25 protein-coding genes are annotated in these 21,672 nt (G+C 69.0%); 9 read left to right on the top strand and 16 right to left on the bottom strand.

Features of this window, described 5'->3' with window-relative positions:
* Nucleotides 1-52 precede the first annotated feature (52 nt).
* On the top strand, nt 53-1,144 hold the full coding sequence (locus ASG72_RS09985; protein WP_056711634.1) for an AAA family ATPase: 1,092 nt from the start codon (nt 53-55) through the stop codon (nt 1,142-1,144).
* A 19-nt stretch (nt 1,145-1,163) separates the two neighbouring features.
* Here the strand turns inward: ASG72_RS09985 and ASG72_RS09990 are convergent, their stop codons facing one another.
* Both ASG72_RS09990 and ASG72_RS09995 read right to left on the bottom strand, forming a co-directional pair.
* A complete protein-coding gene (locus ASG72_RS09990; protein WP_056711636.1) occupies nt 1,164-1,910 on the bottom strand; it encodes an anti-sigma factor in 747 nt (248 codons plus the stop codon).
* On the bottom strand, nt 1,907-2,470 hold the full coding sequence (locus ASG72_RS09995) for a sigma-70 family RNA polymerase sigma factor (RefSeq protein WP_056711638.1): 564 nt from the start codon (nt 2,468-2,470) through the stop codon (nt 1,907-1,909). The genes ASG72_RS09990 and ASG72_RS09995 overlap by 4 nt, the downstream gene beginning before the upstream one ends.
* A gap of 192 nt (nt 2,471-2,662) precedes the next feature.
* On the opposite strand from ASG72_RS09995, the gene ASG72_RS10000 reads away from it, so the two are divergent.
* On the top strand, nt 2,663-3,457 hold the full coding sequence (locus tag ASG72_RS10000) for a DUF4394 domain-containing protein (protein WP_082540247.1): 795 nt from the start codon (nt 2,663-2,665) through the stop codon (nt 3,455-3,457).
* Nucleotides 3,458-3,605: 148 nt separating this feature from the next.
* On the opposite strand, the gene leuD is transcribed toward ASG72_RS10000, so the two are convergent.
* The 7 genes from leuD to ASG72_RS20690 form a co-directional block, all read right to left on the bottom strand.
* Nucleotides 3,606-4,208 carry a 3-isopropylmalate dehydratase small subunit gene (gene leuD / locus ASG72_RS10005; protein WP_056711640.1) on the bottom strand — a complete coding sequence of 201 codons (603 nt, stop codon included), beginning with the start codon at nt 4,206-4,208 and terminating at the stop codon, nt 3,606-3,608.
* A gap of 66 nt (nt 4,209-4,274) precedes the next feature.
* The gene (locus tag ASG72_RS10010) at nt 4,275-4,751 is read right to left on the bottom strand and encodes a DUF6644 family protein (RefSeq protein WP_056711641.1); all 477 of its coding nucleotides are present in this window, start codon (nt 4,749-4,751) and stop codon (nt 4,275-4,277) included.
* A 4-nt stretch (nt 4,752-4,755) separates the two neighbouring features.
* The gene (locus ASG72_RS10015) at nt 4,756-5,115 is read right to left on the bottom strand and encodes a DUF6152 family protein (protein WP_056711644.1); all 360 of its coding nucleotides are present in this window, start codon (nt 5,113-5,115) and stop codon (nt 4,756-4,758) included.
* Nucleotides 5,116-5,188: 73 nt separating this feature from the next.
* The gene (locus ASG72_RS10020; protein ID WP_056711645.1) at nt 5,189-5,647 is read right to left on the bottom strand and encodes a metallopeptidase family protein; all 459 of its coding nucleotides are present in this window, start codon (nt 5,645-5,647) and stop codon (nt 5,189-5,191) included.
* A complete protein-coding gene (locus tag ASG72_RS10025; RefSeq protein WP_056711648.1) occupies nt 5,647-5,892 on the bottom strand; it encodes a hypothetical protein in 246 nt (81 codons plus the stop codon). Before ASG72_RS10025 ends, ASG72_RS10020 begins: the two co-directional genes overlap by 1 nt.
* A 149-nt stretch (nt 5,893-6,041) precedes the next feature.
* Nucleotides 6,042-7,460, bottom strand: coding sequence for a 3-isopropylmalate dehydratase large subunit (leuC, locus tag ASG72_RS10030; RefSeq protein WP_056711649.1), 1,419 nt, complete (start codon nt 7,458-7,460; stop codon nt 6,042-6,044).
* 99 nt (nt 7,461-7,559) lie between these two features.
* The gene (locus ASG72_RS20690) at nt 7,560-7,736 is read right to left on the bottom strand and encodes a hypothetical protein (RefSeq protein WP_156395885.1); all 177 of its coding nucleotides are present in this window, start codon (nt 7,734-7,736) and stop codon (nt 7,560-7,562) included.
* Between the two features lie 115 nt (nt 7,737-7,851).
* Here ASG72_RS20690 and ASG72_RS10035 point away from each other — a divergent pair, with 115 nt between their 5' ends.
* On the top strand, nt 7,852-8,250 hold the full coding sequence (locus ASG72_RS10035; RefSeq protein ID WP_056711651.1) for a hypothetical protein: 399 nt from the start codon (nt 7,852-7,854) through the stop codon (nt 8,248-8,250).
* A gap of 99 nt (nt 8,251-8,349) precedes the next feature.
* Here the strand turns inward: ASG72_RS10035 and rplS are convergent, their stop codons facing one another.
* Entirely contained in the window at nt 8,350-8,745 is a 396-nt protein-coding gene (gene rplS, locus ASG72_RS10040) for a 50S ribosomal protein L19 (protein ID WP_056711653.1), read from the bottom strand.
* Between the two features lie 190 nt (nt 8,746-8,935).
* Here rplS and ASG72_RS10045 point away from each other — a divergent pair, with 190 nt between their 5' ends.
* A complete protein-coding gene (locus tag ASG72_RS10045; RefSeq protein WP_056711655.1) occupies nt 8,936-9,721 on the top strand; it encodes an SDR family oxidoreductase in 786 nt (261 codons plus the stop codon).
* A gap of 36 nt (nt 9,722-9,757) precedes the next feature.
* Here ASG72_RS10045 and ASG72_RS20695 read toward each other — a convergent pair whose 3' ends face one another.
* Both ASG72_RS20695 and ASG72_RS10055 read right to left on the bottom strand, forming a co-directional pair.
* Nucleotides 9,758-9,934 (bottom strand): hypothetical protein, encoded by a 177-nt coding sequence (locus tag ASG72_RS20695; RefSeq protein ID WP_156395886.1) that lies wholly within the window; start codon nt 9,932-9,934, stop codon nt 9,758-9,760.
* Nucleotides 9,935-9,938: 4 nt separating this feature from the next.
* A complete protein-coding gene (locus ASG72_RS10055) occupies nt 9,939-10,151 on the bottom strand; it encodes a hypothetical protein (RefSeq protein WP_056711657.1) in 213 nt (70 codons plus the stop codon).
* Between the two features lie 487 nt (nt 10,152-10,638).
* On the opposite strand from ASG72_RS10055, the gene ASG72_RS10060 reads away from it, so the two are divergent.
* The 3 genes from ASG72_RS10060 to ASG72_RS10070 all read left to right on the top strand — a co-directional run bounded on the left by ASG72_RS10060 (nt 10,639) and on the right by ASG72_RS10070 (nt 15,818).
* Nucleotides 10,639-12,714: an elongation factor G gene (locus ASG72_RS10060; RefSeq protein ID WP_056712556.1), complete on the top strand. Its 2,076-nt coding sequence runs from the start codon at nt 10,639-10,641 to the stop codon at nt 12,712-12,714.
* Nucleotides 12,715-12,886: 172 nt separating this feature from the next.
* Nucleotides 12,887-14,611, top strand: coding sequence for an AMP-binding protein (locus ASG72_RS10065; protein ID WP_156395887.1), 1,725 nt, complete (start codon nt 12,887-12,889; stop codon nt 14,609-14,611).
* A 97-nt stretch (nt 14,612-14,708) separates the two neighbouring features.
* Entirely contained in the window at nt 14,709-15,818 is a 1,110-nt protein-coding gene (locus ASG72_RS10070; protein WP_056711662.1) for a sulfite oxidase, read from the top strand.
* A 9-nt stretch (nt 15,819-15,827) separates the two neighbouring features.
* Here ASG72_RS10070 and mtaB read toward each other — a convergent pair whose 3' ends face one another.
* Both mtaB and dapF read right to left on the bottom strand, forming a co-directional pair.
* Nucleotides 15,828-17,123 (bottom strand): tRNA (N(6)-L-threonylcarbamoyladenosine(37)-C(2))-methylthiotransferase MtaB, encoded by a 1,296-nt coding sequence (mtaB, locus tag ASG72_RS10075; RefSeq protein WP_056711663.1) that lies wholly within the window; start codon nt 17,121-17,123, stop codon nt 15,828-15,830.
* Nucleotides 17,120-18,004, bottom strand: a complete 885-nt coding sequence (dapF, locus tag ASG72_RS10080; protein WP_056711665.1) for a diaminopimelate epimerase — start codon at nt 18,002-18,004, stop codon at nt 17,120-17,122. The genes mtaB and dapF overlap by 4 nt, the downstream gene beginning before the upstream one ends.
* Before the next feature lie 142 nt (nt 18,005-18,146).
* Here dapF and ASG72_RS10085 point away from each other — a divergent pair, with 142 nt between their 5' ends.
* Entirely contained in the window at nt 18,147-19,040 is an 894-nt protein-coding gene (locus tag ASG72_RS10085) for a GyrI-like domain-containing protein (protein WP_056711667.1), read from the top strand.
* Between the two features lie 12 nt (nt 19,041-19,052).
* On the opposite strand, the gene ASG72_RS10090 is transcribed toward ASG72_RS10085, so the two are convergent.
* Nucleotides 19,053-20,111: an MBL fold metallo-hydrolase gene (locus ASG72_RS10090; RefSeq protein ID WP_056711669.1), complete on the bottom strand. Its 1,059-nt coding sequence runs from the start codon at nt 20,109-20,111 to the stop codon at nt 19,053-19,055.
* A gap of 47 nt (nt 20,112-20,158) precedes the next feature.
* On the opposite strand from ASG72_RS10090, the gene ASG72_RS10095 reads away from it, so the two are divergent.
* Nucleotides 20,159-21,025 carry a dienelactone hydrolase family protein gene (locus ASG72_RS10095; protein WP_200939922.1) on the top strand — a complete coding sequence of 289 codons (867 nt, stop codon included), beginning with the start codon at nt 20,159-20,161 and terminating at the stop codon, nt 21,023-21,025.
* 15 nt (nt 21,026-21,040) lie between these two features.
* Here ASG72_RS10095 and ASG72_RS10100 read toward each other — a convergent pair whose 3' ends face one another.
* Nucleotides 21,041-21,664 (bottom strand): LysE family translocator, encoded by a 624-nt coding sequence (locus tag ASG72_RS10100; RefSeq protein WP_056711671.1) that lies wholly within the window; start codon nt 21,662-21,664, stop codon nt 21,041-21,043.
* Between the last annotated feature and the right edge of the window lie 8 nt (nt 21,665-21,672).

The following is a 21,672-nucleotide window of genomic DNA, read 5'->3' on the forward strand; positions in this document are numbered from 1 at the left end:
CCCGTGACGATTCTGGCTGAGTCCGTTCGATGTTCATGCTACGTACCCGCCGATGAACTGGTCCCCGCAACAGGATTCCGCTCTCACCGCCGTCGCCCGCTGGCTGCAGGCGGGGGAGCCCCAGGTGTTTCGGCTGTTCGGCTATGCCGGCACCGGCAAGACGACGCTCGCCCGCCATATCGCCGAGGCCGTGGACGGGGACGTGGTCTTCGCCGCTTTCACGGGGAAGGCGGCGCTGGTGCTGCGGAACAAGGGCTGCGCCGGCGCGCAGACCATCCATTCGCTGATCTACCGCTCGCGCGGCGTCGAGGAGGAAAGCCCGACCTTCGTCCTGAACCGCGAGAGCAATGCGGCCAAGGCCAAGCTGATCATCATCGACGAATGCTCGATGGTCGATGAGGATCTGGGCAAGGATCTGCTCTCCTTCGGCACGCCGGTGCTGGTGCTGGGCGACCCGGCGCAGCTGCCCCCGGTCAAGGGCGGCGGCTATTTCACCGAGGCCGAGCCGGATGTCATGCTGACCGAGGTGCACCGCCAGGCGGCCGATAACCCGATCGTGCGGATGTCGATGATCGTGCGCGAGGGCGGCAGGCTCGACTTCGGCGATCATGGCCGCAGCCGCGTCATCAGGCGCGCGGAGATCAGTCCCGAGATCGTCCTGGGCGCGGATCAGGTCCTGGTCGGCATGAACAAGACCCGGCGGCAATATAATGCCCGCATGCGCCAGCTGATGGGGCGCACGGAAACCGTGCCGGTCGCGGGCGAAAAGCTGGTCTGCCTGCGCAACGACAAGAGCAAGGGGCTGCTGAATGGCGGCGCCTGGATCGTGCAGGAGCTGAAGACCTCGAAGAAGGGGCTGGTCACCATGCGGGTGACGCCGGAGGACGACAGCACCGCCAAACCGGTCAAGGTCTCGGTGCTGCCGAATTTCTTCGACGGGACGGAGGAGGAGGTGCCCTGGGAGCTGCGCAAGCACACCGACGAGTTCACCTTCGGCTATGCGCTCACGGTGCATAAGGCGCAGGGCTCGCAATGGGACGACGTCGTGCTCTTCGACGAGGGCTTCGCCTTCCGCGAGCACAGGGCGCGCTGGCTCTATACCGGGCTGACCCGGGCGGCCGAGACCGTCACCGTGGTGGTGTGACGGCCGGCCGCTAGACCCGTCACAGCCTCTGCGAGGTCGTCCCCTTCGCGATGATCGGGCCGGTGGGACGGCCGGTCGGCGAGCCGGTGGCGGGCTCCAGCGTGATCTCGAAGAGCTGGTTCTGCCCGAGCGGGAGCTGGTCGAGCCGCAGCGGCGTGGTGCGGGCGCGGTCGATCAGCCCGACCGAGCGCGGGCCGACGCTGCGGTCCCACAGTGTCCAGATTTCCAGCGCCTTGCCCGGCGGCACGTCGATCGCCTGCAAGGGCAGCATCTCCACCCGCCCATCGGCGAAGGTATGGACCACCGCGGCGGCGACGCTGGCCTCGGTCAGCAGGACCGCGACCATGACCGGCTGACGGCCGGCGCGGTCGAGCGCGCCGATCAGGCCGATGCCCAGCAGCAGCGCGGCGAGCGCCCCCGCCATGGCGGCGCCGCGCCAGATGGCGAGATTGTCCCACCAATCCCCGAGCGTCCGGCCGGCCTTCATCGCCTTGGCCCGGCCGCGCTCGGCGGCGGGCAGGATGGCCGCGATCTCCGATTCGATCCGCTGCCACAGCCCCGGCGATGGCGGGATCGGGCGCGCGGTGGCATCGATCGCCGCGAGATGGGAGCGCCAGCTCTCGACCGAGCGGGCGAGCGCGGGCTCCTGCTCGATGCGCCGTTCGAGCGCGATGCGCTCGGCGCCCTCGACCAGGCCCAGCACATATTCGCCGGCCTGCGCGTCGCGCTCCTGTCTGTCGTCCGGTGAATCGGGAGAGGGCGTCATCCGAGACACTCCTTGAGCGAGATCAGCGAGCGCCGGATCCAGGATTTGACGGTGCCGATCGGCATGCCGAGCCGGCCTGCGATCTCGCCATGGGTCAGGCCCTGCACGAAGGCGAGCAGCACGATCCCGCGCCGCTGCGGGGTCAGCGTCTCGAGGCAGGCGCGCAGCGCCTTGGCATCCGACAGTTTCGACATCACCGTCTCGGGGTCGTCCTCTTCGCTCGCCAGCTCCTCGGCGACAGGGTCTTCGCGCGTGTCCGTCCGCTTCTCGTCGCGCAGGATCGACAGCGAGCGGTTGCGCAGGATGGCGTAGATCCAGGTCAGGCCGCTGCCCCGCTCGGGGTCGAAGCGGGCGGCATGACGCCAGATCAGCACGAACGCATCCTGCACGGCCTCCTCGGCCAAGGCGCGGCGCTTCAGCAGACGCTGTGCCACTCCGACCATACGCGGCGACTGCGCGTCATAGATGCGGCGAAGCGCTAATTTATCTCCGGCGGCACAGGCGAGCAGGGCCTGCTCGATCTCGGTTCTCTCGCCAGCCGCTCCGGCCTCGCTCGCCATTCCCGTCTCCCCTGCCGTCTCCCGGCGGGAGCAGGCCAGCTGTTGCATACTCCGCTTTACGCCCTGTGGATGCAGCAGGATTTTTTATTTTTGAGGCCGCATCCGCCATCGTCCGCCGCCTCTATCCGCCTTGTCAGCCGAACGGCGCGCGCTTCCCGGCGCCGCGGCCAAGCTCAGACACGGAGGATATCCATGAACCGCACCGCTCGTTTCGCCCTCGTCGCCTCGACCATCGCGGGCGCCGCCCTCGCCGCGCCGCTGTCGGCCGAGGCCGCCATGCTAGCCGCGCTGGAAGGCGACAACACGCTGACCATGATCGACACGGCGACGCTGAAGGCCGGCAAGTCGATGACCGTCACCGGCATCAACGGCAAGATCGCCGGCATCGATGTCCGCCCGGCCGACGGCATGCTCTACGCCCTGGCCGTCGACGGCACGATCTACACCATCGACATGGCGGGCAAGGCCACGATGAAGGCGAAGATGGACACGGTTCTCGCCGCCAGCGCCATGCCGACCGTCGATTTCAACCCGGCTGCGGACCGCCTGCGGGTCATCGGCTCGGACGGCACCAATCTCCGCGTCAACGTCGATGACGGCAAGACCACCGTCGACGGCAAGCTGAAATACGCCGATGGCGATATGCACAAGGGCGAGACGCCGATGATCGTCGCCGGCGCCTATACCAATTCGGTCAAGGGCACCAAGGAGACGGCGCTCTACGACATCGACGGCAAGATCGGCGCTCTGATCAAGCAGGCGCCGCCGAATGACGGCGTTCTCGGCGCGGTCGGCAAGCTCGGCGTCATGCCCAAGAGCGTGGCCTTCGACATCGAGCCGGGTGCCAACGGCGCCAATACCGGCTGGCTCCTGGCCGATGGCGCGCTGCACAAGGTCGATCTCGCGACCGGCAAGGCGACGATGGTCGGCAAGGTCGAGGGTGTGAAGGGCATGGTGCGCGACATCGCGGCGATGCCGGCCTCCTGACCGGAAGCTACCCCGTGGCCGCGCGCAACCCGTGCGGCCACGGCTCGTCCTGCGCGGCTGGCTGATCTCGCCCCGGCAGGGCCGGGGCCGTCGGAAGCGTTCCGGCTCGCGTCGAAAGCGGCCGCGGCCGCTCCCGACGCTCAGGCGCTCAGGCCCATTCGCGCTGGGCCAGCTTCGCCTCATAGGCCTCGATCTTCGGCGCCTTCTCCATGGTCAGGCCGATATCGTCGAGGCCGTTCATCAGGCAGTGCTTGCGGAACGGATCGATCTCGAAGCGGATCTCGCCGCCATCGGGCCCCTTGATCGTCTGGCTGCCGAGATCGACGGTCAGCGTCGCGTTGGAGCCACGATCGGCGTCGTCGAAGAGCTTTTCCAGGTCTTCATGGCTGACGACGATCGGCAGAATGCCGTTCTTGAAGCAGTTATTGTAGAAGATGTCGGCGAAGCTGGTCGAGATCACGCAGCGAATGCCGAAATCCAGCAAGGCCCAGGGCGCGTGCTCGCGCGAGGAGCCGCAGCCGAAATTATCGCCGGCCACCAAAATCTCGGATTTGCGGTAGGCCGGCTGGTTCAGCACGAAATCCGGGTTTTCGGAGCCGTCATCGCGATAGCGCATCTCCGAAAACAGCGCGCTGCCGAGGCCGGTGCGCTTGATCGTCTTCAGGTACTGCTTCGGGATGATCATGTCCGTGTCGACATTGATCACCTTCAGCGGTGCCGGGGTGGAGGTGAGCGTGGTGAAGGGCTGCATGCGGTCAAACTCCTGCTACGGCTGTCTTTAGCCGAAGCGCGCAGCGGCGCAAAGTCCGGCGTTTCATCAGATATAGGCGATGTAGCGCCCGGCCGCGGCGACGCCGAGCCAGAGCAGCAAGGAGAGCGCGGCCGGCAGGCGCGCCCGCCTGGCGGTCATCCCGGGATAGCCACCGCCGAGCGAGCGCTGCAGCCAGAGCAGATTGAGCAGGCCGATGGCGATCAGCACCAGCTTGATCTGGAAGGAGGGGTTGCGGATGATCGCCCAGGCCTCGGGCGTGAACAGGACGATGCCGGAGGCGAGGATCACCGCGAAAGCGGCGAAGGCCACGGGACGGTAGCGCCTGATCACCGTCTCCGTGGCCTCCTGCCTGAGCGCGCCGAGGACGCGCAGGTCCATCACCGCGACGCTGGCGAAGAAGACCAGCACGGCCAGCACGTGCAGGACGTTGGCGATCGGATAGATCAGCACCGCATCGCGGATCAGCATCCCGAAGGAGGAGCGTTCCAGCGCGGTGAACAGGGTTTCGAAGCTCTGCTGCATGCCGTCAGCGCAGCTCGTAGCGCTTGCCGGCGACCTCGATCCACTCGGCCCGCATCTCGCCCGGCTTGACGCGGCTGGGATAGCCATAGGCGGTCAGGGTGGTGCCCGGTTTGATCAGCGTCTCGACCGCGCCGCGGGACTGCATGCGCGAGGGCGGGGCGAAGGTCAGCTCCCAATCCTTGCCCTCGGCGGTGATGTCGACATGCACATGCGGATTGGCGAATTCCAGCGTCTTCACCGCGCCGGTCAAGGTCACCGGGTTCTGCGCGTCATAGGAGCCCCAGCCGTGATGGGCGAGCGCGGCGGCGGGGATCGCCAGAGCGAGAGCGGCGAGGGCCAGGCTGGCGGGGGCGGGGCGGCGCATGGTCGGTCTCCTGTTCGGCGGGGGGATGGGCAGTTGAACCGGGGATCGCGACCTTCCTGTGGCCGCAGATCGCTCAACGCACGGCGGCCTCGATTGCTTCCATGTCCTCGTCGGAAAATCCGAAATGATGGCCGATTTCGTGGATGAGCACATGCGAGACGATGGCGCCCAGCGTCTCGTCATGCTCGGCCCAGTAATCCAGGATCGGCCGGCGGTAGAGGTGGATGGTGTTGGGCATCTGGCCGGTCTGGGGCGCATAGCCCTGCTGCGGCAGGCCGACCCCCGTGAACAGGCCGAGGATATCGAAGGGGCTCTCGGCCTCCAGCTCCCTGCAGACCTCGTCATCGGGAAATTCGGTGACGTTGAACAGCACGTCGCTGCACAGCGCGCGGAACGCGTCGGGCAGCCGGTCGAAGGCCGCCTGCGCCAGAATCTCGAAGGCCTCGGCGCTCGGGGCCTTGGCGTCGCTCCAGGCCGGCTCCTCGACGGGGAGGGCACCGGCACCCGGCGCGATGTCGGTGACGCTGTCCATCACCAGATCTTCAGCTGGTGGCCGAGCCAGAACACGAGCAGCAGCACGCCGAGCAGCGAGAGCGAACGGCCGATGCGGCGGCCCCAGAGCTCGACCTTGTCGCCCTCCGGCGCGTCCTTGGCGGCGAAATGATCGGCCGCGCGGCCCATGGAGGAGCCGAGCAGGCTTTCATTGTCGCGCTTCAGCCGTTCCAGCGTCGCCCTGGCTTCGGCTGCGCGCGCGGCTTCCCGAGGATCTCCGGTCATTGGATCGCGCCCAGCTCGCTGTTCGCCGCGACGTAGCGGCCGTTCCAGTCCTCACAGATATGGCCGCACCCGCCGGTTTTTCCAGACGGCCGGAGCGAGGCCGCGGGGATAGCCATGGCGCAGGGCCCGGCGCCATGGGCGAGCCTGTCTCAGGCCAGCGTTCTCACATCGACGAAGCGGCCGGCCAAAGCGGCGGCGGCCGCCATCTGCGGCGAGACCAGATGGGTGCGGCCCTTGAAGCCCTGTCGACCCTCGAAATTGCGGTTGGAGGTCGAGGCGGCGCGCTGGCCGGGCTTGAGCTGGTCCGGATTCATACCCAGGCACATCGAGCAGCCGGGCTCGCGCCATTCGAAGCCGGCGGCGAGGAAGATCTTGTCGAGCCCCTCGGCCTCGGCCTGTTCCTTCACCAGCCCGGAGCCCGGGACGATCATCGCGTAATCGAGCGAGCCGGCGATCCTGTGGCCTTCGACGATCTTGGCGACGGCGCGCAGATCCTCGATGCGGCCATTGGTGCAGGAGCCGATCCAGATCACGTCGAGCGGGATGTCGGTCATCTTGGTGCCGGGGGTCAGGCCCATATAGTCGAGCGCGCGCTGCTTCGACATGCGCTTGGTCTCGTCCTCGATCAGGGCCGGATCCGGCACCGCGCCGGCGACCGAGACGACGTCCTCGGGGCTCGTGCCCCAGGAGACGATCGGCGGCAGGTTGTTGGCGTCGAGCTTGACGATCCGGTCGAAATGCGCGCCCTCGTCGCTGCGCAGCGTCTCCCAATAGCGCAGCGCGGCGTCCCAGGCGGCGCCCTTCGGAGCCTTGGGCCGGTCCTTCAGATAGGCATAGGCCTTCTCGTCGGGCGCGATCATGCCGGCGCGGGCGCCGCCCTCGATCGACATGTTGCAGACGGTCATCCGCCCTTCCATGGAGAGGGCGCGGATCGCCTCGCCGGCATATTCGATGACCGAGCCGGTGCCGCCGGCCGTGCCGATCTCGCCGATGATCGCCAGGGTGATGTCCTTGGCGGTGACGCCCTTGGCCAGGGTGCCGTCGACCTGGACCAGCATGTTCCTGGCCTTCTTCTGGATCAGCGTCTGGGTGGCGAGGACATGCTCCACCTCGGAGGTGCCGATGCCATGAGCCAACGCGCCGAAGGCGCCATGGGTGGAGGTGTGGCTGTCGCCGCAGACGATGGTGGTGCCGGGCAGGGTGAAGCCCTGCTCAGGGCCGACGATGTGGACGATGCCCTGGCGCTTGTCGCGCTCATGGAAATATTCCACGCCGAAATCCGCGGCGTTCTTCGCCAGCGCCTCGACCTGGATGCGGCTCTCCTCCTCGACGATGCCCTTGGAGCGGTCGGTGGTGGGGATGTTGTGGTCGACGACGGCCAGCGTCTTTTCGGGCGAGCGGACCTTGCGCCCGGTCATGCGCAGCCCCTCGAAGGCCTGGGGGCTGGTGACCTCGTGGACGAGGTGGCGGTCGATATAGAGCAGGCAGGTGCCGTCTTCCTGCCGGTCGACGATGTGGTCGTCGAAGATCTTGTCGTAGAGCGTGGTCGGGGCGGATGCGGACGTCATGGCGTGAGGCCTCTGTCGGGGTGTCGTCGTGAGAAAGCTCGCGGGGGGCGGCGCCGTCGGGCGGTCCGCCTCGGCCTGTCGCCGGCGCGGCGGCCGGCTTCAGGCGCTCGTAAGCGCTGCGATGGCAGAGGCGGTGAAGCGGCCGAAGAAGCGCCAGGGCAGGCGGGCATGGTCGTCCAGCGCCGCGAAACCGCGCGTCGTCGGCAGGCGGCGCAGCTTCGCCTCCCGGCGCACGGCATGCACCCTGCCATCCCTGCTCTGTCGGGCTCTCGTCATGGCGCGCTTCTAACAGTTCCAGGGTGAGCCGGCAACGAAGCCGATGGCGCGGCGACCGTTGCCATCGCCGCGACGAGCGCGCACGGTGCCGGCCCGGATCGAGACAGGTGATGCGATGCTGCGATTCTTCCCGTTCATGGTTCTGGCCGTGCTGGCCTATGCCATCGTCGTCTGGGCGTTAGGCATGCCGCTCTCGCGGGAGATCGTCGCCTTCGGCCTGCCGTCGGGCACGCAATTCTCGCTGACCGTCAGCGAGGTCGTGCTCGCCATCGCCACCATCGTGCTGTTCTTCGAGATCATGAACGCGACCAGCGCGCGCTCGAGCTCCATCCTCAATCACGGGCTCTCGATGGTGGTCTTCGTCGCGAGCCTGATCGCCTTCCTGATGATCCCCGGCTTCGGCACCGGCACCTTCCTGATCATCACGCTGATGACGCTGGTCGACGTGATCGCCGGCTATTCCATCAGCATCCTCACCGCCCGGCGCGACATGACCTTCGGCGGGCAGGAGTAGCGCTGGCGGCGCAGTCGTCCAGCGCCCGGCCGCGGGCCTTCGCGCAAACAAAAACGCGGCCCCGAAGGACCGCGTTTCGAACGTCTCGCGAAAGTCGTCTTACTTGGCGGCGGCCTTGTCGCCCTTGGCGGGGCGGGCCTCGACGCGCTCGGCGATGCGGGCGGACTTGCCGCGACGATCGCGCAGGTAATAGAGCTTGGCACGACGCACCTTGCCCTTGCGGACGACCTTGATGCTGTCGATGTTCGGCGAGTAGAGCGGGAAGACGCGCTCGACACCCTCGCCATAGGAAATCTTGCGGACGGTGAAGGCCTCGTTCAGGCCGCCGCCATTGCGGGCGATGCAGACGCCTTCATAGGCCTGGACGCGGCTGCGCTCGCCTTCCTTGACCTTGACGTTGACCTGGACGGTGTCGCCGGGCTGGAAATGCGGGATCTCGCGACCTTCGCTGAGCCTGGCGATCTGCTCTTTGTCGAGCTGTTCGATGATGTTCATGGGTCTCTCCATGGCCGTTGTCGCGTGTGATCACGCGGGCGTTCGGCACGCTGTTTTCAGTTGAGGTCCGGGCCATACAGCAGCGGGCCCGGTTTGTCGAGCGACCGCCCGGGAAAATCAGGGCTTTCGCGGCCCGCGCGGCGATGTGCATAAAGCGGGCCTCAGATTGCGAAGGGAGCGTCGCAGAATCATGGCCGAGACCACCAGAACCGCCCTCGTCACCGGCGCCGCCCGCGGCATCGGCCTCGCCACCGCGCGGCTCTTCTTGCAGGAGGGCTGGCAGGTCGCGTTGCTCGACATCGATGCCGTGACACTCGACCAGGCGATGGCGGCGATCGGCGAGCCGGAGCGGACGCTGGCGCTGCCCTGCGACGTCTCCGACGCGGCGGCCCTGACCCAGGCTTTCGAACGCCTGGCGGCGCGGTTCGGCCGCCTCGACGCGCTGGTCAACAATGCCGGCACCGCCGTCTTCAAGCCCCTGCTGGAGACGACGCTGGAGGATTGGCAGCGGGTCATGGCGGTGAACCTGACCGGGCCGTTCCTGGCGACGCAGCTCGCCGCGCCTCTGATGAGCGAAGCCGGCGGCGGCGCGATCGTCAACATCACCTCGATCTCGGGGCTGCGCGCTTCGACGCTGCGCGTCGCCTACGGCACCAGCAAGGCCGCTCTGGCCCATCTCACCAAGCAGCAGGCGGCCGAGCTAGCCTCGCTCAACATCCGCGTCAATTCCGTGGCTCCGGGCCCGGTCGACACGGCCATGGCGAAAGCCGTGCATAGTCCGGAGATCCGCGCCGATTACCACGATGCGATCCCGCTGAACCGCTACGGGCTCGAGGAGGAGCTGGCGCAGGCCATCCATTTCCTGTGCAGCGACAAGGCGAGCTACATCACCGGCCAGACGCTCGCCGTGGATGGCGGCTTCGACGCGGTGGGAATCGGCCTGACCACGTTGCGGGGCGCGCGACGCAACCGCTGACCGCTCCGGCCTTAAGCCTGCCGGGGTACCGGTCGCTCAGTCCTTGCGGGCGTCGCGCTCCAGGCGCTCTGCCCGCAAGCGCGCGGTCTTGGCGTCGCGCGCCTGCTCGACCAGCTCGGTCTCCGAGAGGATGCGTGCCGCAACCGCGCTGCGGTTCTGGATGCGCAGGAAGGCGTTGTCGGCATCGGTGCGTAGCCTGGATTGCTTCGACACCGGCTCAGCCCTTCGCGACCGAGGCGCTCTCGACGACGATCTCATGATCGCCGACCGCGCGCTCCTGACCGCTCGGCCCGCGTACGCGATACTGCTCTTCGGCATTGTCGCGCGAGGGCATCATGCGGATGACCTCGAACGGGCCGACACGCGGCTGATTGGCGAAATCGGGCGTGAGATTGACGAGATCGCCGGGTTTATAGGGGGCTTGTGCCATGGGTTTCATCCTGTCCCGCTGAGATCCGCCGCGGTGGTGCGGTGTCGGTCGGCCCTGCGGCGGAGAGGCCCGGGATGCAGCAGGACGGCGCGCGAGGGCGGATCGGCGGCGCGGCCGAGCGCGGCGACGCGTCGCGCGCTGCCTCGATCGCAGCAGCGCCGTCGCCCATCCGAGGCGTCATCCTGGCCAATTGTCCCGCTATCCGCCGCGCCGGAGGGCAGCGCGACCACGAGGTCGGCTGCCGGCGCGCCATCCCCCGCAGATGGGATGGTCGGGGGCGGAATGTAAGGGCCGCCGCGCATGACCCTTGCATCGCGCGGCGAACGGCGCGAACCTCAGTGGCACTGACCAGCTCTTCGACGGCCGCCCGACCCCGTCGGGCCCGAGCGACCGCCGCCCGACCGGCATGGGCGCCATGCCGGCCTTCCGCCGCGCGGGCGCAGTCGGCCCCGGCCACGCCCCCGCGGCTCCAACGAAGGAGACCGTGATGTCGGCATTTTCAACCGGAGACGACAGCAGCACCGGCCTCAGAGCCGGCGGGCCGCGATGCATCGCCATCGTCGGCCCGTTCCAGAGCGGCAAGACGACGCTTCTCGAAAGCATTCTGGCGCGCTGCGGCGGGCTCTCCCGCCCGGGCTCCGTCAAGGGCGGCAACAGCGTCGGCGATGCCGCGCCCGAAGCGCGCGCCCATCAGATGAGCACCGAGCCCAATGTCGCGACCGTGGAGTTCCTGGGCCAGCGCTTCCACTTCATCGACTGCCCAGGCTCGGTCGAGTTCCTGCACGAGATGCGCCATGTGCTGCCGGCGGTCGATGCGGCCGTGGTGGTCTGCGAAGCCGACGAACGCAAGATGCCGGCGCTGGAACTGGTGCTGCGCGAGCTCGAGGAGGCGGATATCCCGCGTTTCCTCTTCCTCAACAAGATCGACACCGCGACGCGCCGGGTGCGCGAGACGCTCGGCCTGCTGCAGCGGGCCTCGCGCACGCCGCTCCTGCTGCGCCAGATCCCGCTCTGGCAGCGCGGTATCGCCGTGGGCTTCATCGATCTCGCGCTGGAGCGGGCCTTCATCTATCGCGAGCACGCGCCGAGCGAGATCGTGCCGCTGGCGGCCGAGGAGGCCGGGCGGGAGAAGGAGGCGCGCTTCTCGATGCTGGAGACGCTCGCCGACCATGACGACGCGCTGATGGAGGATCTGCTCGGCGACATGGAGCCGCCGCGCGACCGGATCTTCGACGATCTCGCGCGCGATCTGCGCGACCGGCACGTCGTTCCGGTGCTGATCGGCGCCGCCGAGCGGGGCAATGGCGTCACGCGGCTGCTGAAGGCGCTGCGCCATGAGGCGCCCGGGCTGGCGGAGACGCGCGGGCGCATCGGCGTGCTGAACGAGGGGCCGCCGCTCGCCCAGATCATGAAGACCTGGCATTCCAGCCATGGCGGCAAGATCTCGCTGGCGCGGGTGCTGCGCGGCACGCTCGCCGAAGGCGATGTGGTGACCTCCAGCCGCGGCGTCGAGGCACGGATCGCCGGGATCCTGGCGCTGAAAGGCGCCGAGCAGAGCCGCAGGCCCGCGGTGGTGGAGGGCGACGTCGCCGCGCTGGCGCGGCTGGAGGGAGTGCTGACCGGGGAGGCGATCGCGCTCGGCAGGACAAGGGCGGAGATCATCAGCGCGATCGCCCCGCCGGAGCCGGTGCACGCCGTCGCCGTCTCGATCCGCGACCGCAAGGACGATGTCCGCCTCGCCTCGGCCCTGGCGCGGCTGACCGAGGAGGATCCGGCGCTCGCCGTCTCGCAGCTGGCGGAGCTCAACGAGACGCGGCTTTCCGGCCAGGGCGAGATGCATCTCAGGGTGACGCTGGAGCGGCTGGCCGGGCGTTTCGGCGTGGCGGTGACGAGCCGTCCGCCGCAGGTGGGCTATCGCGAGACGATCCGCTCCGCCGCCAGTGCCCGCGGCCGCCATCGCAAGCAGAGCGGCGGGCATGGCCAATATGGCGACGTCGTCCTCGAGATCGCACCGCTGCCGCGCGGGGAGGGCATCCGCTTCATCGACCGGATCAGCGGCGGCGTCGTGCCCCGGCAATATATCGCGTCGGTCGAGGCGGGCGTGCGGGATTACTGCCAGAGCGGCCCGCTCGGCTTTCCGCTGCTCGACATCGCGGTGACCCTGACCGACGGCTCCTATCATACCGTCGATTCCTCCGACATGGCCTTCCGTCAGGCGGCGCGGCTCGCCATGGCGGAGGCTACGGCGCAGGCCCGGCCGGTGCTGCTCGAGCCGATCCTGGCCGTCGACATCGTCATTCCTTCAGACGCGATGTCGCGGGCCTCGGCGCTGGTCTCGAGCCGCAGGGGGCAGATCCTGGGCTATGATTCCAGGCCCGGCTGGCGCGGCTGGGACCGGATCGAGGCGCTGATTCCGGAGCAGGAGATGGCGGGGCTGATCGTCGAGCTGCGCTCGGCGACGGCCGGCGTCGGCTCCTACAGCGCGCGTTTCGACCATCTGGCGGAGCTCGCGGGCAAATCGGCGGAGGCCATCGTCGCCAGCCACGCGCATGGCGGACGCTGACGCTCCGGCGGACGCGCCGTCGCAGGGACTGTGGCGAAAAAGTTCACATATGAACCTTTTTCGCCGGGCTTCGCGTTTCGGCGCTTGCGTCGAAACGCGGGCTTCCTCACTGTATGCCCAGATAAAATAAGCGGAACGGGCGCAGGCGCACCGAATCCGGCATATGGGAGGGATGACGATGACTGTGCTTCACACAGCGCCGGGCGCGGCACCGATGCGCCCCTGGCTGGCTCATTATCCGGCCGCCGTGCCGGGCGAGATCGACGAGGCCAAGCTCGGCACGCTGGCGGATCTGGTTCGCGAGGCCTGCGCCAGCTTCCCCAACCGCCCGGCCTTCGAAAGCTTCGGCAAGACGATCAGCTTCGCGGAGACGGGGCGCGCGGCACAGGCCTTCGCCGCCTGGCTGCAGGGCCAGGGTTTCCGGAAGGGCGACCGGATCGCCCTGATGATGCCGAACATCCTGGCCTATCCCGCGACGATCTTCGGCGCGCTGCTCGGCGGCTACACCGTCGTCAACATCAACCCGCTCTACACGGCCCGCGAGCTGACGCATCAGCTCAATGATTCCGGCGCCCGCGCGCTGGTGGTGATCGAGAATTTCGCCCATGTCGTCGAGGAGGCGAAGCCGCATCTGAAGCTCGACGCCATCGTCGTCGCGACCGCCGGCGATCTGATGGGCTTCAAGGGCAGCATCGTCAATTTCGTCGCGCGCAAGATCAAGAAGGTGGTCAAGCCCTTCGCGCTGCCGGGCTCGTTCTCGCTGAAGACGATCTTGGCCGGCCAGCAGGCGATGGCGCCGGTGACCGTCGGCCTCGATGACATCGCCTTCCTGCAATATACCGGCGGGACGACGGGCGTGGCCAAGGGCGCGACCCTGACCCATCGCAACGTCGCCTCCAATGTCGAGCAATGCGTGCTCTGGCTCGGCTGGGCGCTGGAGCCGCCGCTGGGGCGCAGCGACTACCAGCATGTGATGGTGACGGCGCTACCGCTCTACCACATCTTCGCGCTGACCTGCTGCTGCATGTTCATGCTGCGCATCGGCGCCAAGGGCCTGCTGATCGCCAATCCGCGCGATATTCCCGGCTTCATCAAGATCCTGAAGACGAGCCGCATCACCCTGTTTTCCGGGGTGAACACGCTCTACAACGCGCTGGCGCAGCACCCCGAGATCCGGGACGTCGATTTTTCCGAGCTGCGTTTCGCGGTCGCCGGCGGCATGGCGACGCAGGCCGCCGTCGCCAAGCGCTGGAAGGACGTCACCGGCCGGCCGATCGTCGAGGGCTATGGCCTCTCCGAAACCTCGCCGGTCGCCTCGATCAACCGGCCGGACATCACCGAATTCACCGGGACGATCGGCTTCCCCTTGCCCTCGACCGATATGAGCATTCGCGACGCCGAGAACAACGACATGGCCGTCGGCGAGCCCGGCGAGATCTGCATCAGGGGGCCGCAGGTGATGGCGGGCTATTGGAACCGTCCCGACGAGACCGCCAAGGTGATGACGAGCGACGGTTTCTTCCGCACCGGCGATGTCGGGGTGATGCTGCCGGACGGGCAGATCAAGATCGTCGACCGGATGAAAGACATGGTGCTGGTCTCCGGCTTCAACGTCTATCCCAACGAGGTGGAGGACGTGCTGGCGGCGCATCCGGGCGTGCTGGAGGCGGCGGTGATCGGCCTGCCGGACGAGCATTCGGGCGAGGCGGTGACGGCTTTCGTGGTGAAGAAGGACGAGGCGCTGACGGCGGATGATCTGCGCGCCTTCTGCAAGGAGAGCCTGACCGGCTACAAGGTGCCCAAGCAGATCGTCTTCCGCGAGGCGCTGCCCAAGACCAATGTCGGCAAGGTGCTGCGCCGGGCGCTGCGCGAAGAGGTGGCGGCGCCGGAGCGCTGATCCCGGCGCGGGGCGAAAGCGGATTCCCCTTTCGGGTGCGATGCGCTAGCCTGATCGGCGCGGCGCGTCATCGCCGGGCTTCTGGAAGGCTCGAGGTTTGCAGGGTGATCCGATCGACCGCGCCGCTCTCGCGCAGGTGAAGCCGGGGCTGACGCTCCATGCGGATGCGGCGCTCAATGGCGAGCCGGAGCCCGCCATGCTGGGCGAGCCGATCACGCCGTTCAGCGTGTTCTTCATCCGCAACAACGGCACGCTGCCCGAGATCGGGGATGCCGCGCAATGGCGGCTGGCGATCGACGGCGAGGTCGAGGAGCCGCGCAGCTGGTCGATCGCCGAATTGCAGAGCCACTTCGAGACGGTGACCGAGACGGCCGTGCTCGAATGCGCCGGCAATGGGCGCTCGCTGTTCCAGCCGGCGACGGACGGGGTGCCCTGGCGGCTGGGTGCGGTCGGCTGCGCGCGCTGGACCGGGGTGCGGCTGCGCGACGTGCTGCAGGCTTCCGGCGTCAAGCCGAGCGCGGTCTATACCGGCCATTACGCGCCGGACCGGCAGATCCAGGATCCGGGCCGACCGGCGCTGTCGCGGGGGCTGCCGCTGGCCAAGGCCCTGGCGCCGGAGACGCTGCTCGCCTTCGGGATGAATGGCGAGACGCTGCCGCTGCTGCATGGCGGGCCGCTGCGCATCGTGGCGCCGGGTTATCCCGGTTCGGCCTGGCAGAAATGGCTGGATCGCGTCTCGCTGCGTCCGCATGAACATGATGGCGAGAAGATGCAGGGGACGAATTACCGGCTGCCGATCCGGCCGGTGGCGCCGGGCGAGCCGGTCGATCCGAGCGAATTCGCCGTGATCACCGACATCCGGGTGAAATCGCTGATCACCACGCCCGCGCCGGGCTTCACGGCCGCGATCGGCGCGGGCGTCGCGGTGCGCGGCTTCGCCTGGAGCGGCGCGGTGGCGCTGGCCTCGGTCCGCGTCTCGGGCGATGGCGGGGAGAGCTGGGTCGAGGCGGATCTGGGCGAGGCGGAAGGTGCCTTCGCCTGGCGGGCCTTCGGCGCCACGCTGCCGACGCCGCGGCCCGGCCCGATCGAGATCGTGGCGCAGGCGCGGGACGTCGCCGGACGGGTCCAGCCGCTGGAGGCGGCGCCCTGGAACCCGCGCGGCTATTGCAACAACCAGGCGCAGCGGGTCGCGGGCGAGGTGCGCTGAGCCTGCCGGTCAGGCGATGATCAGCGCCTTCTCGTCGGCGCGCTGCGCCGTCACCAGGCGCAGCTGCCCCGGTTCGACACCGCCCAGGAACCGCACCGGCGTGAAATCCTCGGCCCGCCCGGTGCCGCCGCGCTCGGTCAGCACGTTCAGCGGCTGGCCGATGCGCCGGCCGAGATGGGCCGCCTGGGCGGCGCGGCCGGCCTCCCGCAGCCTCGCCGCACGCTCCGCCACCATGGCTCCCGGCGCTTGCGGCATGCGGGCCGCCGGCGTGCCGGGCCTGGCGGAGAACGGGAAGACATGGACATAGGACAGGTCGCAGGCGGCGATCAGCTCGAGCGAGCGCGCGAACATCGCCTCGTTCTCGGTCGGGAAGCCGGCGATGATGTCGGCTCCGAAGGCGATTTCCGGCCGCAGCGCCCGCATCTCGGCGCAGAAACGGATGGCGTCGGCGCGGCTGTGGCGCCGCTTCATCCGCTTCAGGACGAGATCGTCGCCGGATTGCAGCGAGAGGTGGAGATGCGGCATCAGCCGGGGCTGGTTCGCGATGGCCTCGCGCAGCTCCGCGTCGACCTCCACGGCGTCGAGCGAGGACAGGCGCAGCCGCGGCAGCTCCGGCAGAGCCCGTAAGATCGCCGTCACCAGCGCGCCGAGGCTGGGCGTGCCCGGCAGGTCGTGGCCATAGCTGGTCAGGTCGACGCCGGTCAGCACGATCTCGGCGGTGCCGGCCTCGACCAGCTGCCGGCACTGCGTCACCGCCTCCGGCACGGGCACCGAGCGCGACCGGCCGCGGCCGAAGGGGATGACGCAGAAGGTGCAGCGATGGTCGCAGCCATTCTGCACCTGCACGAAGCCGCGGGTGCGGTCCTGCGGAACGCCGATCCGGGGGAGGGAGAGGGTGGCGGGCGCCATGATGTCGCCGACGGCGAGCTTGTCCTGCGGCGCGAGGGAGGCGGCCTTCAGGCTGTTGGAGCGGGCCAGCCGCGTCCAGCTCTCGGGCTGCATCTTCTCGGCATTGCCGAGGACGAGGTCCGTCTCCGGCATGCGGGCGAAGGAATCGGGCTCGATCTGGGCGGCGCAGCCGGTCACGATGACGGGTCGCTCCGGGTGCTCGCGCTTCAGCCGCCGGATCGCCTGGCGCGCCTGCCGGGTCGCCTCGCTGGTGACGGCACAGGTGTTGACGATAGCGACATCGCCGAGGCCGGCGCTGTCCGCCTGCCGGCGGATCGCCTCGCTCTCGACGATGTTGAGCCGGCAGCCGAAGGTCAGGATCTCGGCGGGCCGGCGGCCGATGCCCGCGTCGCTCACGCGGCCGTCTCGAACCAGGCGGGCTCGATCAGCCCTTCCCATTCCAGCGCGACCGGCCCGGTCATCAGCACATGGCCGTCGCGCTCGCGCCACTCGATGACGAGATCGCCGCCGGGCAGGCTCACCGTCGCCTTGCGCGCGGATAATTCGCGCCGGACGGCGGCGACCAGGGCGGCGCAGGCGCCAGAGCCGCAGGCCTGGGTGATGCCGGCGCCGCGTTCCCAGACGCGCAGCACGATATGGTCCGGCGCCGTCACGGCCGCGAGCTCGATATTGGCGCGGTCGGGGAAGACGGGGTGGTTCTCCAAGAGCGGGCCGATCTGCTGCAGGTTGAAGCGGTAGGGATCGTCGACGAAGAACACCGCGTGCGGATTGCCCATATTGACGGCGCAGGGCGTGTGCAGGATCGGATCGTCGATCGGCCCGATCTGCAGCTCGAAGCGGGCGGTATCGTGGAAGGGCTCGGCCAGCGGGATCTCCTCCCAGCCGAGACGCGGCGCGCCCATGTCGACGGTGAACAGCCAGTCGCCGTCGCGACGGGCCTCCAGCAGCCCGGCCCGGGTTTCCAGCGCTAGTTCGCTCAGCGCGGCGTCGCCCATCTGCGGATCCGCCATCATCGCCCAGGCGACGCAGCGCGTGCCGTTGCCGCAGGCGCCGGCCTCCGACCCATCGCTGTTGTAGATGCGGATGAAGGCGTCGGTGCCCGGGGTGCGCGGGTCGTGCAGGACCATCAGTTGGTCGAACGCCGCAAGCGGCTGGGCGGCGATCGCGCGGGCATCTTCCTCCGAGACGCGCAGCTTGGTGCCGCGCAGGTCCAGCACGGTAATGGCATTGCCGAGACCGTTCATCTTGAGGAACCGGCGCTGCGTCAGGGCGTTCATCACGTCACATGTCCGATGGTCTGCCGGTGATATGGCGGAGCCGACGCGAAAAAGCCACCCTCCGGCCGTTCCGGAGCGTCACGTGACAGCCTATGCTGCGCTCCAGCGCGCGAATCGTCTTATGCGGGTCAGGACCATGTGCATGCGGTATCTCAGGTTCACCATACTCGCGGGCGGAGTCCTGGCCGGCAGCCTCGCTGTCGCCGGTCTAGGGCTGACCGGGGCGCTGGCGCAGCAGCGTGTGGCGCCGCCATCGCCGGTCGATTCCGCGCCGCTGGCGCCGCCGCCCGGCGCCGCGCCTGCCCAGGCTCCCGCCCCCGTCCCGCCCGCACCGACGGCACCGGCCGAGCCGCAGCCCGTGCAGCCGCCGCCCTCCCTGCAGGGTCCCGTGGTGCCGCAGCCGGTACAGCCCGCGCCGACGCCTCAGGTCCCGGTCGAGCCGCAGCCGGTGCAGCCGCCGCCGAGTCTGCCGACCCCCGGCGGCCAGCCGGCCCCCGTCGCACCGCCGCAGCAGACCGGCACGATCGACCCCAACGCGACGCTGGCGGGCCGGAAGGGCGATGTCAGCGATGTCGACGAGGTCCAGCTCGTCTCCAAGCCGGTGCTCGCTTTGGCCGGCCGGTCGAGCTGGGACGAGGGCTTCCGGTCCCTGTCGGAGAGCTTCCGCATCCTGCGGGAGGAGGCGGCCAGCGCCAATCTGCCGATCGCCGGGCGCCCGCTGACCCTGTTCGTCGAGACCGACGATAACGGCTTCCGCTTCGAGGCGATGCTGCCGGTCGGGCCCGGCCCCGAAGGCGCGCGCCGCTCGGAATTCGGCCGGGGCGTCAAGCCGGGGATGACGCCGGGCGGGCCGTCCCTGCGTTTCGTCCATGTCGCGCCCTATGACGACATCGATTCGACCTATGAGACGATCACCGCCTATCTCGAGGCCAAGAGCATCGTGGTGAAGGACGCTTTCCTCGAGGAATATGTCGGTGATCTCAAGGATGCGGGCGATCCGAACCTCGAGATCAACGTCTATGTGCAGCCGCGCTGAGCGGGCCGCGGCTCAGGCGCTCCAGCTCTGGCCTGGCCGCATCGGCTGAAAGCGCTCCTCGGCGACGCCGAACTGCGCCAGCGCCGCCTTCAGCGCCTCGAGCGGGCGCTCGATGCCCTCGTCGGTGAGCTGGAACGTGCCCCAATGGTGGCCGATGGCGCGCTCGGCGCGCAGCGCCTGCATCACGCGCACCGCCTCTTCCGGGTTCATGTGGTTGTCGCCCATGAACCAGCGCGGCTCATAGGCGCCGATCGGCAGCACCGCCAGCGCGAAGGGACCGAATTCCAGCCCCAGCCGATCATAGAGCGAGCCGTCATGATAGCCGGTGTCGCCGATGTGGAAGACCTTGGTCTGCTCGGTTTCGACGATGAAGGAGCACCACAGCGCCATGCGGCGATCGAGCGCGCCGCGCGCCGACCAGTGATAGGTGGGGGCGAGCGTCAGCCGCACCGCGTCGCTCAGAGGTAGTTGCGCCCGCCAATCATGGGCCTCCGCCCGGGCATCGGGAATGCGGGCCCTCACGATCGTGTCATTGCCCAGGGGCATGATCATGCGCGGCTTGTCGCGATCATGCAGCCGGGCCAACGTCTCGACGTCGAGATGGTCGTAATGATTATGCGTGACCAGCACGACATCGATCGGCGGCAGCGCCTCGAAGGCGACGCCGGGCGGATTGACGCGCTTGGGCCCGAAGAAGGAGAGCGGGCTCGCGCGCTCGGAATAGACGGGGTCGATCAGGATATTCAGCCCCGCGACCTGGTAGAGGAAGGATGCGTGGCCGAGATGGACGATGCGGAAGCCCTGATGCCGCGCCGGCGGCGTGTCCTGCGGCGGGGTCGGGTATTGCGGCGGAAACACCTCGCGCTGGCGCTCGCCCATCTGCCAGCGCAGCACATCCATCAGCCCCTTGGTGACCGGCCGCCCGTCGGTGAAGCGCAACCCGTCGAAATTCTCGGTGACCGGCCCTTGGTAATAGGGGTTGCGGGAGCGCGTATAGGAGGCCCAGGCCAGGCCCGTACTGGCCAGGAGGGCGGGAAGGCCGATGAGGGACAGCAATCTGCGACGGTTCATGGCAGGAGAGGTGGGCGTGGGCGGCCGCTCGTCAAGAGGGTGTGCGCGTGAGTTGCGCGCGGCTGCTCGCCGCCGGCTGGATGCTGGCGCTGGCCGCCGCGCCGGTGCAGGCCGATCCTGCGAGCTGTGGCGGGGCTGACGATCCCTGCCGCGTGGCGAGCGGCAGCTATCACGTCGCCTTGCCCGCGCCGGCCGGACCCGGCCCCCGCCCGGCGGTGCTGTTCTTCCATGGCGCGGGCGGGCTCGGCCGCAGCGTGCTGGAGCCGGCCTCCCATCTGCGCGCCTTCGTCGAGGCCGGCTATGTGGTCATCGGGGCGGATGGGTTGATGCGGCCGGATTACGCCTTCGGCACGGGCTGGTCCTTCAGGCCGGAGGGGCCGCAGCAGCGCGACGAGCTCGGCTTCGCGCAGGAGGTCATCGCCGATGCGGTGCGGCGCTTCGGCATCGATCGGCAGCGTATCCTCGTCACCGGCTTCTCGATCGGCGCGTCGCTGACCTGGTATCTCGCCTGTCGCGAGCCGCGGCTGGGAGCGGCCTATGCGCCGGTCGCCGGCGGGTTCTGGCGGCCGCATCCGCAAAGCTGCGCGGGGCCGGTGGATCTGCTGCACGGCCATGGCTGGCGGGACCGGACGGTGCCGCTGGAGGGGCGCCCGCTGCGTGGCGGCGAGCTGGTGCAGGGCGACGTCTTCGAGGGGCTGCAGCTCTGGCGGCAGGTCAATGGCTGCCGCAACATCCGGCCCGACGGTTTCGAGACGGGAGCGGTGTTCTGGCTGCGGAGCTGGAAGGCCTGCGAGTCCGGGCACGAGATCGTGCTGGCGCTGCATCCGGGCGATCATGACGAGATCCCGGCGGGATGGGCGGAGATGGCGCGGCGCTGGTTCGAGCAGCGCTTGGCCGCGCGCGCGGGCCCCTGAGCCGCGCCACGGCCTTCACTGGCCGGAGCGCATGGCGACGGTGGCGATGCCGGCGCCGATCAGCAAGGTGCCGCCCGCCTTGTTGAACACGCCGATGGCGCGGGGATTGGCGATGACCGAACGGGCGCGCGAGGCGATCAGCGCGTAGCCGAAGGCGTTGGCGAAGGCGAGCGTCACGAAAGTCGCCTCGAAGATCAGCATCTGCGTCCAGAAATCGCGGTTCGCATCGAGGAATTGCGGCAGGAAGGCCACGAAGAAGGTGATGCCCTTGGGGTTGAGCGCCGTCACCAGCCAGGCATGGCCGAGCATGCGCCAGGGCGGGGTCTCGTCCTGCCGCGGCTTCGCGTCCAGCGTGCCGCCGGCCCGGAAGAGCTTGACGCCGAGATAGACGAGATAGGCGGCGCCGACCCATTTCAGCGCCGTGAACACCGTCGCCGAGGTCGCCAGCAGCGCGCCGACGCCGAGCATCGACAGCGTCATCGCCGTGAAATCGCCGAGCGCCACCCCGACAGCCATGGGGAAGGCGGTGCGCCAGCCCTGGCCGAGCGCATAGGAGATGACCAGCAGGATGGTCGGTCCCGGGATCACCAGGAGGATGGCGGTCGCGGCGGCGAAGGCGGCCCAGCTCTCGAAGCTCATCGCAGATT

The sequence above is a fragment of the Allobosea sp. Leaf344 genome (genome assembly GCF_001426225.1).
Classification (GTDB): Bacteria; Pseudomonadota; Alphaproteobacteria; order Rhizobiales; family Beijerinckiaceae; genus Allobosea.

Coding starts and splice junctions, on each gene's coding strand:
- ASG72_RS09985 (WP_056711634.1), top strand. CDS start 53: ATGAACTGGTCCCCGCAACAGGATTCCGCTCTCACCGCCGTCGCCCGC.
- ASG72_RS09990 (WP_056711636.1), bottom strand. CDS start 1,910: ATGACGCCCTCTCCCGATTCACCGGACGACAGACAGGAGCGCGACGCG.
- ASG72_RS09995 (WP_056711638.1), bottom strand. CDS start 2,470: ATGGCGAGCGAGGCCGGAGCGGCTGGCGAGAGAACCGAGATCGAGCAG.
- ASG72_RS10000 (WP_082540247.1), top strand. CDS start 2,663: ATGAACCGCACCGCTCGTTTCGCCCTCGTCGCCTCGACCATCGCGGGC.
- leuD (WP_056711640.1), bottom strand. CDS start 4,208: ATGCAGCCCTTCACCACGCTCACCTCCACCCCGGCACCGCTGAAGGTG.
- ASG72_RS10010 (WP_056711641.1), bottom strand. CDS start 4,751: ATGCAGCAGAGCTTCGAAACCCTGTTCACCGCGCTGGAACGCTCCTCC.
- ASG72_RS10015 (WP_056711644.1), bottom strand. CDS start 5,115: ATGCGCCGCCCCGCCCCCGCCAGCCTGGCCCTCGCCGCTCTCGCTCTG.
- ASG72_RS10020 (WP_056711645.1), bottom strand. CDS start 5,647: ATGGACAGCGTCACCGACATCGCGCCGGGTGCCGGTGCCCTCCCCGTC.
- ASG72_RS10025 (WP_056711648.1), bottom strand. CDS start 5,892: ATGACCGGAGATCCTCGGGAAGCCGCGCGCGCAGCCGAAGCCAGGGCG.
- leuC (WP_056711649.1), bottom strand. CDS start 7,460: ATGACGTCCGCATCCGCCCCGACCACGCTCTACGACAAGATCTTCGAC.
- ASG72_RS20690 (WP_156395885.1), bottom strand. CDS start 7,736: ATGACGAGAGCCCGACAGAGCAGGGATGGCAGGGTGCATGCCGTGCGC.
- ASG72_RS10035 (WP_056711651.1), top strand. CDS start 7,852: ATGCTGCGATTCTTCCCGTTCATGGTTCTGGCCGTGCTGGCCTATGCC.
- rplS (WP_056711653.1), bottom strand. CDS start 8,745: ATGAACATCATCGAACAGCTCGACAAAGAGCAGATCGCCAGGCTCAGC.
- ASG72_RS10045 (WP_056711655.1), top strand. CDS start 8,936: ATGGCCGAGACCACCAGAACCGCCCTCGTCACCGGCGCCGCCCGCGGC.
- ASG72_RS10055 (WP_056711657.1), bottom strand. CDS start 10,151: ATGGCACAAGCCCCCTATAAACCCGGCGATCTCGTCAATCTCACGCCC.
- ASG72_RS10060 (WP_056712556.1), top strand. CDS start 10,639: ATGTCGGCATTTTCAACCGGAGACGACAGCAGCACCGGCCTCAGAGCC.
- ASG72_RS10065 (WP_156395887.1), top strand. CDS start 12,887: ATGACGATGACTGTGCTTCACACAGCGCCGGGCGCGGCACCGATGCGC.
- dapF (WP_056711665.1), bottom strand. CDS start 18,004: ATGAACGCCCTGACGCAGCGCCGGTTCCTCAAGATGAACGGTCTCGGC.
- ASG72_RS10085 (WP_056711667.1), top strand. CDS start 18,147: ATGCGGTATCTCAGGTTCACCATACTCGCGGGCGGAGTCCTGGCCGGC.
- ASG72_RS10090 (WP_056711669.1), bottom strand. CDS start 20,111: ATGAACCGTCGCAGATTGCTGTCCCTCATCGGCCTTCCCGCCCTCCTG.
- ASG72_RS10100 (WP_056711671.1), bottom strand. CDS start 21,664: ATGAGCTTCGAGAGCTGGGCCGCCTTCGCCGCCGCGACCGCCATCCTC.